Raw genomic sequence first — 16,105 nt, forward strand, 5'->3', positions numbered from 1 at the left:
ACAGCTCCCGTTAACTCTAGCTTAAATGTCCCCGAAGTGTTAGTTGTAGTGTCATTAGCTGTATTAGTTTGCGCAAGTTTAGTATGCCAGCCACTTTGTCATAAGATTTAGACGTGTTATTGGCAAGGCGCATCCTAATTGACTCCTGATCATTAACAATCGGACTATTAACACCGTTAGTTTCATAATTCGTAGTGCCTTGATTTTGATTGCTGAGAATAGTGCCCGCCAAAATCAATGATTCTGGTGCAGTAATAATCAGTGTATTAGATTGGCCTGGGTTATTATCAACAGTACCTGGATCAACACCTGATGCATTAGGGTTATAATAACTAAAGCTACTTAATCCGCTAACCTTCGTGGTGGTGCCACTGGCATCCGTTAACGTTGTAAATAAACCGTTAGCGTCCTTTTGACTGTTTAGTGTAGCAGAGCCAATGTATTGGTCATCACCCTGAACCATTATTGCTGCAGTTGATTCACCGCCAACTCCGCCTTTAGTTGCAGAAGGTACGTTATAGGTCTTCCCGTTAATAGTAGCTGGAGTTGTAGTTGCTTTATGAAGTGGATCTTGATCAGCCATGTTTGCATCCATATCTGTAGTGTTACTAAATGGCAATACAGATGACATGGCATCTTCATCAACTTTAAAGTCAAATTCCATCTGCTCCGTTGTAGCATTCCATACAAATCCGGTTCCGCTATAGTCAATCTTGTATACCGTTTGTTTATCTGCATTGGTATATTGAGTTATCTTTGGCGTCTGAGTAACACTGCTCCAAAGTGTACCAACTTTTCTAAATGGAAGCCCATCACTTATTTTATAGGGCTGACCAGTTTGACGGTTAATTAACTTAGTTGTTTTAGGAACAGTAACATAAATTACTGGATCCACTTTAACCTTAGCTGCCCCAGCAAATGGTGCACCATCGTTCTTATCTCGATCGGTGACCGCATTGATACCAGAACTTCCAAGACCTCCGTCGTTTCCAGTTGTACCGTTATACTTACCACCATTCACAGTTTGATTGACGTAAAAACCATCAGCATTCAAATTAGGATAATCTTCGTTAACGGTATTACCATTTCCTAAAATTATTCCAAATACGTCTCCAGGATTTTTTTGGTTGTACGCGCCAGCACCATTCGGTAAAATATTCTCGCCCAACTTTATCGGGGCATCTTTAACAGCTGTAACCGTTAAATTTTTAGTAACTTTGTTTGGAACAGCGGTACCACTTGCAGTTTTGAGGTTCGTAAATGAAAGTGGCATATTAATGTTTTGCTTATCAGTTGCCTTGTCATTCACAAAGCCTAAGACACCAAACATTCCAGGCGTTAAATCATTATCAGTTTGCAATCCTGGAATAGACTCAGCAAGATTACTTACCAAATTAACATCTGCAGGTGTAACTATCTTATTAGGGGTAATTTCATATCCGGTAATCGTTGCACCACTTGGGACTGTAATCATTTGAGTGGTATTATAAGATCCACTTTGTGGGAGCGTAGATACAGTTGTGCCTTCCTTTAGATTTGTAAAGTTCTGTGAAGTTCCGTTACTAAATTTGACATTTACTGAGTAACCATTAATGCCAGAGTTCAGTGTACCCGCTGATTGACTTGTTAGTGGCAAATAAACCCCTGTAGAGGTGATTTGAGTCGGAATGCCAATTGTCAACGTACCATTTAATGATGTTGACCCATCGTTTGTCAAACCAAACCTGCCAAGAACATTAGCACTACTATCACCGATTAAACGTTGGTTTCCAGCGTTAAGACCATAGATAACATAATCTAACTTGGGATTATTAGTATTACCAACAAATTCCTTGAGTGGTGTTTTAGTCCCCGTATAAGAGATAGTTTTATTACCATCAGAGGTATTCGGTGAATATGTCGGCCCAACTGCAGAAGTCTTCAGAACAGGCGCCTGCCCACTACCATCGCCATATCCATCTAGTGTATAAGTCAGATTTCCAATCGTAAATGTTTGGCTACCTGTAGTACCTGCTCCATATGACCCAACAAACGGCAAAAATGCTAAATGACCATCGATTACCGCACCTTCGCCAGTTGCAAAAGTATCAGCGGTTATCGTAATTGGTTTCCCAGCACCACCTGCTTGAGTTACTTTAACGTTATTTGTACCATTTTCAGCCAAATGGGCAATAAGCTGATTAGTTAATGACTGATTTAAGGTAAAGGTACTAGGCACATCAACCGTCGTATTAATTTTATCGATTGTTTGCCGACCATTAACACCTAATCGCAAACCATAGACATAATTTTCGCCAGCCGCTTTTTCATCGGTTGCCGTTTGCCCAACGCCACTTCCTTCGTTTTCGATAACAGCACTTGTCACTCTTGTTGGGTTGGTCAATGTAATTTTTGTTGTTTTAGGAGTTAAGTTCGTCCCACCGTAGATTATTGGAATAATTGAACCATCAGGCGTAGCCCCATTTTTATTGGATACATACGTAGCTAGCCGACCATCGGCTGGTACGTACAAATAATGGGAACTCCCAATTCCTAGCATGTTAATTTGCTGATTAACAGTGCTCCCATCGGTATCCACAGTCCAAGTGTATTTAACAGAATTAGCGTCGCTAGCATCTGCCGTAAACTTTCCAGTTGCCGTAAGATACTGCTCATTTTTTGCTCCACTTGCTCCGTTATAAACGTTAAAATCTTTTGCATCTGATTTAGGAACAATTACCCAGAATTTATCATTCTTCATCCCTGTGTACGAAAAGGTAAGAGTTACGGTCGTCCAGTCATTGCCAATCTTATCCACATGAACTGTAGCAGTCCCATCCGAATTAATAGTTGTGTTAGAACTTGGGCTGATCGTCAAAGTTGCATTTTCAGAAGGATCCACAACCTGACGGAAACTACCAATCAATCCGTTATCACTTAAGTTGGCAACAACCGACTGAAATGTTTGATCATTGCTTGCAGTAACAATCAAATCACCATAAGCATCCAACTTAGTGTTAACACCACTTGGCAAACTGACTTTTTCATAAGCATTCTGCGCATTAGTAACAACGTTTGCTTGAACACCCTTCTTATCAGCGGCAAGCAAGACGCCAGCTTGTTCAACTTCATTCGTCATGTTGTCCACGACGGTGAGGGCTTTGTTCAAGTTGTCCAACGCAGTTTGCTTATCAGTTGCTGCAATCGCATCAGCGGATGTCACAGCATCGTTAACTGAAGCTTTTTCAGCACCTTGGTGAGAAGCTAATGCGGCTAATGCATCGTCACGCGGAATACTGTCATTGGCGTTGGCATCAGCTAAAGCATTCGCTTGATTTAAGTCGTCTTGTACCTGAGTTTGCGCTTGGGTAGCTTGCTTAATTAAGTTTTGCCCAGCTTCTTTCGTGTATTCAGTAATCTTTGGGCTCTTAGTGCTCGTGGCATCAACAGCTGCTTTAGTTGCGCTATCAACCGTGGCTTTTGGCGCAGCGGCTGGTGTTTGGGTAACTGACTTAGCAGCGGTATTAGCAGTAGCGGTTGCATCGCTTGCTGCTTTCGGTGCTGATGCTCGATCAGTTGCTGTTTGGTCACTGGCAGCCTTTGGTGTACTAGTTGATGCTACTGGTGCAGCAGGCGTTGCAGCCTTTGAACTGCTGTCTGGTGTCGCACTAGTCGCAGCTGAATCAGCACTTGCTGTGTTAGCTTGTGTTGCTACAGGCGTTGCAGCTTGATCATCTGACTGATCTGAGGCACTCTGCGCAGCATTTGAATCAACGGAAGCATCTGGTGTATCAGCAGTAGCGGTCGTGTTAACAGTGTCCGCTTTAACGGAAACACCGTTTAACGAGCTATATGCCAGGCTTGAGCTGAATAAAGAAATGCCAGCAACGAGCCACATTTTCCCTTTCTTATACATCTTGTAATGGCGCTTTTCATCTAGGCTATCCCTGAATAACCTTGAATTGTATCCATATCTCCTCAAAAAAATGCACCTCCTATTTTTTCTCGTGATCCCCAATTGGTGTAACTTTTACTAACCGTGGGTAAGTTCCCACATCAACCGTGTCAGACACCTCTAATACGGTTGATAGTTCGTGGAAACGAACCTGACTGTTCATTTTTGCCAGGTCTATTGACGTGGCGAGCTGCTCTCTTTGATGTTTCATTTGGCTACGACTTGGCACGTTTCGACCGTATCGTTCCAAAACATCACCCCCTTAATAGTGTGAGAAACTATGAAAACCAATGTTTTTGCGTATAAAACGGATCAACTTCCTGCTGCACTGCTTGACCAATTGGATCACTCAGTGTGCCAACTAAAATGTCGGCGCCATGCGGCAAGTAGCGGTGGGCAGCCTTCGCAATTCGTCGCGCCACCTTTGACTGAAAATCATTGGACTGGTCATTGTAATCAACCACAACGGTGTAATCGAACTGACTTTCACCCTTTACCTTCGACTCAACTAACCATGCGCGCTTAACTTTATGCACGTGCTTTAACTCTCGCGCAATGGCTGCTTGCAGTTTCTTAGGGGCGGGATCGATCATGCGAATTTTAAAGGGTGATTCATTATCCGTTTCCGGAAGCCCAACCGGAACGACTTGATGAATGTAATTCCAGTAATCGTGGCTAAGCGGAAAACTTTGATAGCCAGGATTGATCAGAACACCCGCAATCTCTAAGCGATCGGCTTCTTCCATCAATTCGTTGCTAGTAAACTCAAATGACCGAAACGCGTCTAGGTGCGGCGCCCCATCTAAAAACTGCTTCATTTTAACTTGGTCGGTAAACACCGGAATGTATTGCTGCCCGTCGGCTAAATAGGTGGTCACCGCCACTGACATCGTCAAGCTCGGCTTAGGCTGTTTAGCTGTTGCGCTTCGCTTGCCCGTTTGAACAGGTACCAGAAAGCGCATGGTCAACAACGCTGCAGCAAATTGACTTTCCAGCGTTGAGTCCATCGGGTGGCTCATGTACTGCTGAAGGTAGTGATTAAATCCAGTCACTCGAAATGGCATGATCGATCCACCGCCGCTTTCTGAGTCCTGATGTTCTGGATCAACGATATCCGCTGACTTCGATTCTTCCATCTGAATCACTCCTTTCCTTCAAAACGTTTCGTTCTTTGGAAGTTAGCTATTAAGTTTTGAAATGGCATCAAGAAGTGACTCAGCACTATCGACTAATTGAAGCACCTGGTGCTTTTCACCGGCATCAGCAGCGCTTTCAATTCCTTGAGCGACCTTGTTCATGTTTTGGCTAAGCACCTTAACGGGTGTTAACCCGACTAAATCTTCGATATTTGAGTTCGCATTTTCTTGCATGGTTTATTCCTCCTTAACCCCATCTAAAACCGTCAATGATTTGATTGCTTCTAACATCTTTTGTGATGAATCAACGAGTGCATCGACCTTCTTAGGATCATCCACTTCCTGCATACTGTCGCAGATAAGTGTTAAGGCCTTTGCCAACAAAGCAACTGGTGTGGCTTGCTCAGAAGCGGCTTGTGAATCTGACTGCTCTGACGCCTCAGCCTCATGATCGTCATCATTTGCGCGTTCAAGTCTTGATGAATCCTCTTCATCAGCTGACTCTGAACTGGCATCCAATGCTTTTTCAGGTTCCTCAGCCGATTCCTGTAAGTCATCCATATCTGGTAACTTCCCATCCGGATCAATCGTTAACTCAGTTTCCATCTTGTCAACCTTGTCTTTCTCAGCAGGTGTCAGACTGACCAAATTGGTTTTGGCGTTTGGCTTGCCGGGTTGATAATGTGCTGGATCAGCAATCTGTTCGCCAAGACCATCATCAGTCATCACGTAGTAGTGGTGCCCGTCAATGTCTTGCAGTTCAACTGGTGCGACCTGATCAGGCTTATCACCATTCTTAAGCGTGATGAGCTCGCCAGCAACATCTGTTAACCCGTGGTACACTTGCAAAGCCCCAATCCGATCGTAAACAAGTCGGATGACTGCTGGTGTATCCGTCATCTTTCTTGTCAGCTCATCCGGCTTCTTAACCAAGACGTAACCCTTTAAGATTGGTGTTGCAACCTGGTACGTGGCATCAATCGCTCGAAAGATTTTAAGCGGTTCCATAATTGCTTCGCCAGACTTGGTCTCGAAGTGAACCTCTGCGTAGTTCTGTGTCTTGTGCGCCGTCTCCTCAGCTTCCGACATTCTCTCTCCCCCTTCTAAACGATCTTGATATATCACTTTCATTACCTATAATTCTATTAAAAATAAATAGTTATATCCATGCGTATATATTTAGTTTTGTTCTCATTTTTTCCCAATAAAGCAAAAATAATGAACTGTTTTATTAACGTTGTTCATTATTTTTGAATATTCATCAATTTTAAATTTTTAAGGGAATCGTTCCTACATACCGTTAACTCAGCGATTTCGCAAAATCATCAAACCACATTTTCCCAGCCATACGTTAAGTGATTGATGACGTCAAAATTGCTGCTTAAACTCATCCGGTTTTAACTTCGATTCTTGATCTAAATCTCAAATAAACCCAAGTTCTCCCGGCTCAGTATATAAGGATTAATATTTTTTACATCTTTGAAGCATTAATTGCGTTTTTTCCGTAGCTTAAGGCTGATTCCAAACCAACCTAAGATCATGGCGAACAGCATACCTAAGAAGCCACCTTTATGGCTGACTTTTTCATCCGTTTGCGGCAGTTGGTTGCCGGCATGGTACCGTGCTGTCCGGGTAGTGGCGGCGCCATTTGAACTCGTGCTTGCGAGCTTCATTTGGGATTTAGCCGTTTCATAAACCACGTTAGCCGGATTACTCTTTTCTTCGGTATTCGAGTTAGCCTCATTGGCCTCGCTGCCAGCGTTAGCGTTGCTTGCGACTGCTGGCTGAGTATCGTTAGCTGCTGTTACTGATTCATTGGCTGACCCTGCAGAGGTGTCAGAGACTACCGCAGTGCCTGCATTGGCGCTAGTGTTGGCTGTTTCAGTACCAGTACCGGTGGTTGTTGCGTTACCAGTATCTGTAGGGTTACCCGTATTGGTTGCCGAACTGGTACCTGTTGCGGTTCCTGTACCTTCACCTGTAGAAGTACCAGTGCCAGTTGCGGTCCCGGTACCTTCACCTGTTGAAGTGCCTGTACCAGTTGTTGTTCCTGTGCCTTCGCCAGTGCCGGTTGCAGTACCAGTACCCTCACCAGTTGAATTGCCAGTTGTAGTACCTGTACCTTCACCAGTCCCAGTATCTGTTGTCGTACCAGTAGTGTTATTGGTATCGGTTGCCTTGGTGTAAATCAGCTTAAAGGTTTGGTTCTTAGCGGAATCCGAATCATATTTAACCGGAGCAGCGGTTTCATCAGTGACTAATTTATAGCCGTCAACGGTCTTATTCACACTGCTGAAGTCGATAGGTGTACCCGACTTCCCCGAAACTGAATAGCCAATGGCTCCTGAAGTATTGGAGACTGGTTGGCCATTTTCGTCAACTAGCGAAATAATGGCCGTTTGATCTGAGGCATCAGTACCAGTCGAATTTGCTTTGATGGTAAAGGTACCGTCCTTGGTCGTGACGTTGTAGTTCGGGTTACTCCCTAAAGTAATCTTAATTGGGTAATCACCAGCCGTTTCACCAGCAGCGCGACTAACCGTGTAATTGAGCGTTGCACCATCAGGATAAACTTTATCCGGTGTAGCCGTGAGCTTGGGATCCGGCTGACCCACTGATTTGGATTGAGAATCAGCCGTTAACGTCACGTCAGCTTTTTTAACTTCAGCAGTCCCTGCAGTAACGTCCTTAGCCAGGAATGTCGCACCTGGATTGGCAGCCAAAACAGCTGCGATTCCCTTGTCGTTCAGGGTAACTGAGTAGGTCCCAACATCTGGTTTAACGTTGCTCCAGTCAAAATCAGTCGCCGTTAAGTCAGCCTGATTCAAAGTAGCTGACCCCACGATCTTGAAGCTGACGCCTGGATGCCCATCGTTGAAACTGCTGGTGCCGTCATAGGTCTTGGAAACCGTGCCGACAACCGCAGTAATCACTGCTTTATCAGTATTCGTTGATGATGCTGTGATGGTGAATTCACCTGGCTTAGTTGTGACATTGTAATTAGGGTTATCGCCTAAGGTAACCTTGATTGGATAGACACCAACGGTTTCACCAGCCGCACGACTAACGGTGTAGTTTAACTTCGCACCATCAGGATAGACTTTATCTGGCGTCGCTGTAAGTGCTGGGTCCGGCTGACCAAGTGTCTTCGTTTGATTATCAGCAGTTAAGATCACGTCTGCTTTATCAATTTCAGCTGTTCCCGCTTTAATATCATCGCTAGTGAACGTTGCGTTCGGATTGGCAGCTAAGACAGCCGCAATCCCATCGCTATTTAAGGTAACCGAATAAGTGCCAACGGCAGTGCCGACTTTGCTCCAGTCGAAATCTGCAGCAGTCAACGTTGGCTGACCAAACTTGTCAGCACCAGAAATGCTAAAATTAACACCCGGATGACCACCATGGAAATCATTTGTCCCATCGTAAGTCTTCTTCGCATTTCCTACGACCGCACTAATTGTCACTGGTTCAATCGTGAATGTCCCGGCCTTAGTCGTCACATTGTAATTCGGGTTGTCCCCTAACTTGATGTTAATGGCGTAATCGCCAGCAGTCTCACCTGGTTCACGGCTAACCGTATAATTTAACTTAGCGCCGTTAGGGAAAAGTTTATCCGGACTCGCTGTTAATTCTGGGTCAGGCTGACCAACCGATTTGGTTTTATTATCGGCAGTTAAGACAACATCGGCTTTGTTGATCAAGGCCGTACCAGCGGTAATATCATCCTTTGTAAATGAAGCATTAGGATTAGCCGCTAATACTGCTTGAATGCCGTTATCATTTAACGTTACTGAGTAAGGCGTGGTGCTTGCATCTGCCTTAACGTTAGACCAATCGAAATCCGCTGCCGTAAGCGTTGGCTGACCAAAGTTTTCAGAACCTAAAATTGAGAATTTGACCCCTGGGTAACCACCATTAAAGTTGGTTGTACCATCATAGGTTTTCTCGACCGACTGAACGGCTGCCTTGATGACCGGAGCTGCGGTCGGACTGACAAAAGTCTTCGTAACTGCCCCTGTCACTGGATCCGTGGTAACCGTAGCTGGATCAGGTGCGGTCGCTTTGTTCGACGGTTGGGTTGTGGCTGCCGCGTTATTAGTGACTTCTTTGGTAGGTGCCTCACTGGCATCGCTTGATTTGGCAGCAGTATCGGCGGCTGTTACTTGCTGAGCTGAATCATTTGCCGCACTGGTCGCCTTGGTGCTGGTGTTTACACTACTGTCAGTCGACGACGCGGTAGTCGCCGTTGGTGTCTTCGTGGCTGCCGAATTGTCCTCCTTATTAGTAGTAGAAGCGTTTACATTATCAGTTGCAGAACTGCTATTTACCGTAGCGGCTTTAGCAACCGTTGGCGTGCCATCAAAGAAATTCACACCGCTTGCCATGTCCGCTTCATAAAGACCAAATAAAACGGCAACGGTTGAAAGTCCCCGAATAGTCCACCGTGCTTTTATCGTGATTAAATGACTTTTAATGATCGAATCCGACGTTAGCTGATCATAACGATATCTTTTCAAAGCATTCTCCCCCCATTAATTCAACGTTTATAAGAATGATCTACATCTAACTCTAATATTAAGAAAGTAATAAACACATATCTATATTTGTACATAAAAATAATTCTGTTATTTTTGGGATTTTTCGAAAAATTGAAACTATAAATAGATACCCTCTTTTTAGTTAAAGGGATTAAACCCCGGTTTATCCACTTATATGAAGCCATTTGCGTTTTATTTGTGTATATAAACATTTAAAATGCTTAAATTTTGAGTTCCTGTTTGCGGGATTATCGTTATTGATTAATTAGCGATAAGTAATTATTGGCTTTCTTGATGATGAATCGACATTTAAAATGCCATATTAAAAAAGACGAACACCCCAAAGCTATTCCCAGCTTTAGGGTGTTCGTCAAATGGTATGAACAAAGCATATTAATTTATGTTCTTAAAATCTTTATTGATCTTTTCCTACCTATTATTGCTTACCATAGATATAATTCTTATTCTTAACACAAATTATAAACTAGAATTTTTCCCAAGGAGCCGCTGCATTCGCAAACGTTTCCTCTGGTGTGGTTTCAGTCGAAATTCCAGCAATTGGCTTGAATACAAAATTCAGAAAATCCCATAACGGCGAAGGGATGTTCAAATCTTCAACGTCAGTTGGTGATAATTGATAACGAATTGTTTTTTCGTCATTTGCAATAACTTTTTGAACCCACTGTGGTTCGCGGATCAACTCACGTCCGATAGCGGCAAATTCAATGCCAGAGTTAATGACTTTTTCAGCATCTTCTGGCTTAGTGATATTGCCAACACCAATCAATGGAATTCGGTTATCAAGTACCTTTTGAATTTGTGGCAAAATTGGCTCATTCGATTCTTTATCGTTTAATGACGTCCGCCAAACATTCCCCATTGACACGTGTAAGTAATCTAATGGCGAATCAGCCAAACGATCCACAAATGTTAAGGTATCTTCTAGTCGAATACCTGGGGTTTCAATTTCTTCTGGACTAATCCGATAGCCAATAATAAAGTCATGTGCGGCATATTGATCTGCAACAACTTTAACCTGATCAATAACTGCCAATGGGAAACGCATTCGGTTAACTAAGTTTCCGCCCCACTTATCAGTTCGTTGGTTGGAGTTTGGTGAATAGAATTGTTGTATCAAGTATGTGTTGGCACCATGAATTTCAACACCATCGAATCCAGCTAGAATGGCACGCCGAGTTGCTTCACCGAACGCTTTAATTTCGTCAAGCACTTCGGCGCCTGTCATTTCACGAGGTATTTCAAGACCCGGACGTTCTGCTCTGATGGCAGATGCGCTAACTGGTTGTTCACCACGTAAGATCTTTGAAGTTGTCATACGGCCGGCATCAAAAATTTGTAGAATCGCTTTAGTACCATTAGTCTTCATAGCTTGAGCCATTCTTGCTAAACCAGGAATCATCCGATCGTTATCAACACCTAAACCGCCTTCAAATCCTTTTCCAAGTGGTGTGACATTAGCACATGCCGAAATCTGCATGCCAACTCCACCAGAGCGAAGACCATAATAATCAATTTGATCTTTAGTAACTGCCCCATTTTCATGTGCACTCATTTCAGTCATAGGTGCCATCACGATACGATTTTTAGCAACTGCACCATTACGAAAGCGATATGATTCTAAAAATTTATATGTCATTTTAATTACCCTCCTTATTATGCTTCAGCTTTGATATCAATTACCGCACGGCCTTGAATTTCACCGCGATGCATCTGATCAACAATTTTATTAATATCACTCATCCGGCGAAGCTGAGTAATAGGTGAAACTAGTCCTTCGGAGGCATAATGAAAGGCCTCAGCAAGATCATTACGAGTACCAGTTAAGGTCCCTTTAACCCGAATACCGTCAACAATCATTTTAGCAATATTCATTTCCATATTACCGGCAGCCATACCAACTGCAACGACAATTCCATGCGCCTTAATAACGTTTGCTGCTTGATCAAATACTGTTGCGGCAGGCGCCGTAACAATTGCTGCACTTACACCATTAGGAATATGTTCACGAATGAATTTTGGAGAATCATTATTACTTGCGTTGAATACCAAATCTGCTCCTGCGTCTTTAGCTAAAGCTAATTTTTCATCAACAATATCTACTGAGATAACTTTTAAATTAAATACATTTTTAGCATACTGAATCGCTAAATTACCAAGTCCGCCGGCACCGTATACTACAATCCAATCGCCAGGCTTAGTACCCGCTTCTTTAAGTGCCTTATACGATGTCACACCGGCACAGGTAATTGAAGTTGCTTTAACAGAATCAAGTCCAGCGGGAACTTTCACAGCCCAATCAGCTTTGACAATTGCCTGTTGTGCCATTGCACCATCAACGTCAAAGCCCGATTCGTGACGATTACGGCATAAGTTTTCCAATCCTTGCTCGCAGTACTCACAGTGCCCGCAACCAGCATAGAGCCAAGCAATTGATACTCGGTCTCCTGGCTTAACTGAAGTAACATCAGGTGCAACCTCACGTACAACGCCAACGCCCTCATGTCCAGTAATTCTTCCTGGATGCTCACCTTGAGCGCCGCTAGCAATCAGTAAATCTGTGTGGCAAACACCACAATATTCCATATCAACTAATGCTTCACCAGCTTTAATCGGTCTGATTGAAACATCCTTAACGCTAAAATAACCATTTGCTGGGTCATTAATCGTAACAGCCTTCATTGTTCTGACCTCCAATTTAGTTAAGCTTATTAACAAACATAGCATAGCACCATATTTTCTAAAATCAAGAACTTTTTTCACATTATTATTAAATCTATTTTATTTTCGCTTATGATTCCTAATATAACGGTAAAATCAGTAATTCAAAAAATTACAATTAAAATAATAAAATCTATTATATTTATATGTAAACGCTTAACAATTAGTTCCACTTGTTAACTAAAAATAGATATAAAAAAATAGGGCTCTCGCCTATTCTTCTTTACCATTTGTTATTTTGCCACCCTCAACTGGGAAATACCCATGTGTATCTTTAACCGCATTTTGAAATTCATCCAAAAAACTAAAAAATTCCTGAATTTTTCTGGAGCCAACTTGATCACGCCAGAACTTTACATTTCGCAATTCCTGTTCAGTAAAACTTTTATCAATTTCAGTACCCTTCGCAGTTAATTGCCAAATCTTATTTCGTTTATCTTCATCGCTACCAGCAACGATTAATCTCTTTTGAATCAATCCCTTGATCAGCCTAGTCATTGCCGGTTTACTAACCTGGTGCCTTGTAGCTAGATTAGTACTGTTTAAGGAAACTGGTGATGAAGCAATATCATGAATTATTAAATATTCGTCAAATGTAATGCCAAATTTCTTCTTTGGTGCTTCAGCATATGCTCTTAAAAACTTTCGTTGAAATAAATAAGATCGTTGAAATTCAGTCATCATAATTTCCAAACTGACAATATTATTTTGATCATCCGATTTCATTTTCTCACCACCCGTACAAATATTAATACTGTCATGATAACTCATTTAATAGTTAATATAAAAGCTTCTTGCAAAAACGCTCTTTGGCATTCAGCGATAATTTCCGTATCTTTTTAATTCTAAACAAAAAAAGTCGACCCTCTCAGACCAGCTCTGCATTATGTCTTCTAAATTTTACTCAAACAAACAACGAAATTCCCCAAACCGCCAGCAACCCAACGACCGACATCGCCATGGTCAACGTTGTCCAGGATAATAACGCCTCTTTTAGACTTAAGCCAAAGTACTGTTTGACCATCCAGAAACCAGCACCATTAACGTGGTCGCAAAAAACCGAACCGGCGCCAACCGCTAAAACCATCAGCGCGGGGTCAATTCCCGATGTGGCAATCATGGGCGCAGTTAAGCCGGCACCCGTTAGAGCAGCAACCGTTGTTGAGCCAAGGCAAATTCTAAGGACGGCCGTGATGAGCCACGCCGCAATGATCGGCGATAAATTCAGGTTAGTAAATAGGTGAGAAATATAGTTGGCAACGCCACCTTGTACCAAAACTTCTTTAAATGCCCCGCCACCACCGATAATCAAGAGCATCATCGCAATCTGCTTAATAGCAGTTTCAAAGCATTGCCCAATTTGCTTCATCTTCATTCCTCTGGACAAGCCTACCGAATAAACGGCAAAGATTAAGGCCAAAATCATCGCGATGTCTGGAATGCCAATGAATTGCAGGAACGCTGAAATCAGCCACTTACTTGGTAGAAAATACTTAGCTAGTGTCGCTACTGTAATCAATAAAACTGGCATAATTGCGGTTAAAACACTTACCTCAAAATTTGGTAACTCACTGTTTTTAAACGTCTTTAATTTACCTAATGCTGAAATCTTTACATTTTTATGATAAATTTGCGGTGCGAAGTGATACAGCAGGTGATTATACCCGGGACCCATAATCATAACGGTGGGAACAGCCGCAATGATTCCTAACAGTAAGACTTGGCCTAAGGGTGCACCCATAATCCCAGCAATGGCTGTTGGTGCGGGATGCGGCGGCAGAAAAGCATGGGCAACGTTTAAGGCGGCTGCCATGGGAATCGCTAAATAGAGTAAGGCCATATCCATTTCCTGTGCCACCACGTATATGATCGGCAATAACACGACCAACCCCACTTCGAAAAAGAGTGCCAGTCCAATGATAAAAGACGCGATGACGATTGCCCACTCGATGTAACGCTTGCCAAATTTTTTAGTGAGCGTGGTGGCGATTCGCTGACCGGCGCCAGAGTCAGAAATCAACTTGCCCAGCATTGAGCCTAGTCCAAAAATCACCGCTAGATGTCCAACCTGATCACCAATTCCCTTTTCCACGACATCAGCAATCTTGGTCCATGAAATTCCTAGCATCATGCCAACGGTGATGGACACGATAATCAGGGAAACAAAAGTATTCAGCTTAAGTTTCACAATCATGAAAACTAACAATAAAACACCAAGTATAATGATCAAAATTGGCAAGATCAGCACCTCCACATTTGTGAATATATTCACTAAAGTCTTTAGATAAAAACCAATGCTCAGTGCATTGGCTTTTATCATCTTATTTAGAAATAACCCGTTTCGAAGTTTTTCTCTGCTCTATGCAATGCCCATCAAATGCCAGACAGGAACGCAGACCAGCAAACCGATAATGTTGATTGCCATATAACCAATTGACGACTTCGCCAGGGATGCCCGCGATGCCATTCCATCCTGAACCGCAGCGGAACCAGTCAGGAAAGGCGCGTTCATGTAACTCAGCAGCCAAACGTTGACACTTGTGGTAACGATAATCACGATCAATGCGGGACTAAAGCCCATCTGGGTAACGAATGGCAATAGTGCTAACGTTACCAGGGTACCTGTTGAGATCAAAGAAACAACGACAAACTTGATTAAGTAAATAATGATTGGCAAGACAATCACAGCAACCCAAATGTTGCCGATGATCGGTCCGATAACTGGCTTTAAAACATCCCGTAACCAGTTAGTCAAGCCAACCGTTTGCATCACGTTGCCTAAAGCCATCACTGTCCCAATAAAGATAATGGTTGACCAACTCATTCTCGTCTTGAAGTCTTCGGCAGTCAGTACTTTGGCAGCCACTAAAATACTAACCCAAACTAACGCCGTTACTGCTGATGGAATATTGATCGTTGATTCCAGAATCCACATGATAATGGCGGCAATAATTGAAATCGCGGTAATCTTTTCATTCTTAGACATTGGCCCTAAAGCTTTTAACTGTTCGTTGATAAACTCTCTTGAAACTGGCGTATCATCCTTAGGCTTAAATAGAAAGCTGAGTAGGAAATAGCCCGCAACTAAAATGATAATGGTCCACGGAATCATCATCACAAACCAGTTTCCCCAAGAAAGCACTGATTGATATTTTGCCGGTAATAATCCTTTAAAAGCATAGTTTTGCGCAGTGGCACTTAAAAAACTACCCTCGGTAACAAAGAACCCCCACATGGCCGCTAAAAACAGGCCCGAACTAGCCGCGCTTTTAGGCTTATAGCCCAAAGCATCACTGATTCCTTTGGCAATGGGTGTACTCATCGCTGCTTTCGGGTGAGCACTGGGAATCATCGGTGCAATGATCGTCCCGGAAATAAACAGGGCTAACGATTGACCCTTAAAATTAGCGGGGAAATACGACATAATTTTGTAGGCAATTCGGGTAATCAGTCCCGTCTTGGTTGCGGCAGCACCCAAGGCAAGGCCCCCAATAATAATCCACATGGTCGTGGTTGAAAAAATAGCAAACGAAGTTTCAAACGGAACTGCTTGAAGTACTACCCATGTCGATAACATCAGCAGTCCAGTTGCAAAACTAGGAATGACGTTGAAAATCCAGAAAATGTTGGCGGTGACTAACGTTGCGAGCACGACCATCGCAGCGTGAGTCAAGCCGTGCGGAATCGGCAGGAAAAAGGCAATCACAATACCGAGAATTAAGCCAATAATACCAGCAATTAACTTACCGTTTTTCATG

At 43.0% G+C, this 16,105-nt stretch carries 11 protein-coding genes; all 11 read right to left on the reverse strand.

The window, feature by feature from the left end; genetic code table 11:
- Positions 1-16: 16 nt before the first annotated feature.
- A complete protein-coding gene (locus tag CES81_RS08740) occupies positions 17-3,961 on the reverse strand; it encodes a KxYKxGKxW signal peptide domain-containing protein (RefSeq protein WP_145993336.1) in 3,945 nt (1,314 codons plus the stop codon).
- A 13-nt stretch (positions 3,962-3,974) separates the two neighbouring features.
- Positions 3,975-4,184 carry a hypothetical protein gene (locus CES81_RS08745; RefSeq protein ID WP_089121448.1) on the reverse strand — a complete coding sequence of 70 codons (210 nt, stop codon included), beginning with the start codon at positions 4,182-4,184 and terminating at the stop codon, positions 3,975-3,977.
- A gap of 28 nt (positions 4,185-4,212) precedes the next feature.
- Positions 4,213-5,070, reverse strand: coding sequence for an enhanced serine sensitivity protein SseB C-terminal domain-containing protein (locus CES81_RS08750; RefSeq protein WP_089121449.1), 858 nt, complete (start codon positions 5,068-5,070; stop codon positions 4,213-4,215).
- Between the two features lie 42 nt (positions 5,071-5,112).
- Positions 5,113-5,304: a hypothetical protein gene (locus tag CES81_RS08755; protein WP_089087494.1), complete on the reverse strand. Its 192-nt coding sequence runs from the start codon at positions 5,302-5,304 to the stop codon at positions 5,113-5,115.
- Between the two features lie 3 nt (positions 5,305-5,307).
- Positions 5,308-6,159, reverse strand: a complete 852-nt coding sequence (locus CES81_RS08760; RefSeq protein ID WP_089121450.1) for a MucBP domain-containing protein — start codon at positions 6,157-6,159, stop codon at positions 5,308-5,310.
- Positions 6,160-6,557: 398 nt separating this feature from the next.
- Positions 6,558-9,587, reverse strand: coding sequence for an MBG domain-containing protein (locus tag CES81_RS13520; RefSeq protein ID WP_180949765.1), 3,030 nt, complete (start codon positions 9,585-9,587; stop codon positions 6,558-6,560).
- A 505-nt stretch (positions 9,588-10,092) separates the two neighbouring features.
- Positions 10,093-11,265: an NADH-dependent flavin oxidoreductase gene (locus CES81_RS08770; protein WP_180949766.1), complete on the reverse strand. Its 1,173-nt coding sequence runs from the start codon at positions 11,263-11,265 to the stop codon at positions 10,093-10,095.
- 17 nt (positions 11,266-11,282) lie between these two features.
- A complete protein-coding gene (gene adhP, locus CES81_RS08775) occupies positions 11,283-12,308 on the reverse strand; it encodes an alcohol dehydrogenase AdhP (RefSeq protein WP_089121452.1) in 1,026 nt (341 codons plus the stop codon).
- Between the two features lie 252 nt (positions 12,309-12,560).
- A complete protein-coding gene (locus CES81_RS08780) occupies positions 12,561-13,073 on the reverse strand; it encodes a MarR family transcriptional regulator (RefSeq protein WP_089121453.1) in 513 nt (170 codons plus the stop codon).
- Between the two features lie 178 nt (positions 13,074-13,251).
- Positions 13,252-14,586 carry a gluconate:H+ symporter gene (locus CES81_RS08785; protein ID WP_089121454.1) on the reverse strand — a complete coding sequence of 445 codons (1,335 nt, stop codon included), beginning with the start codon at positions 14,584-14,586 and terminating at the stop codon, positions 13,252-13,254.
- A gap of 120 nt (positions 14,587-14,706) precedes the next feature.
- Positions 14,707-16,104, reverse strand: coding sequence for an SLC13 family permease (locus tag CES81_RS08790; RefSeq protein WP_180949767.1), 1,398 nt, complete (start codon positions 16,102-16,104; stop codon positions 14,707-14,709).
- Position 16,105: the final 1 nt, after the last annotated feature.

This window comes from Secundilactobacillus pentosiphilus (assembly GCF_002217985.1).
Lineage (GTDB): Bacteria > Bacillota > Bacilli > Lactobacillales > Lactobacillaceae > Secundilactobacillus > Secundilactobacillus pentosiphilus.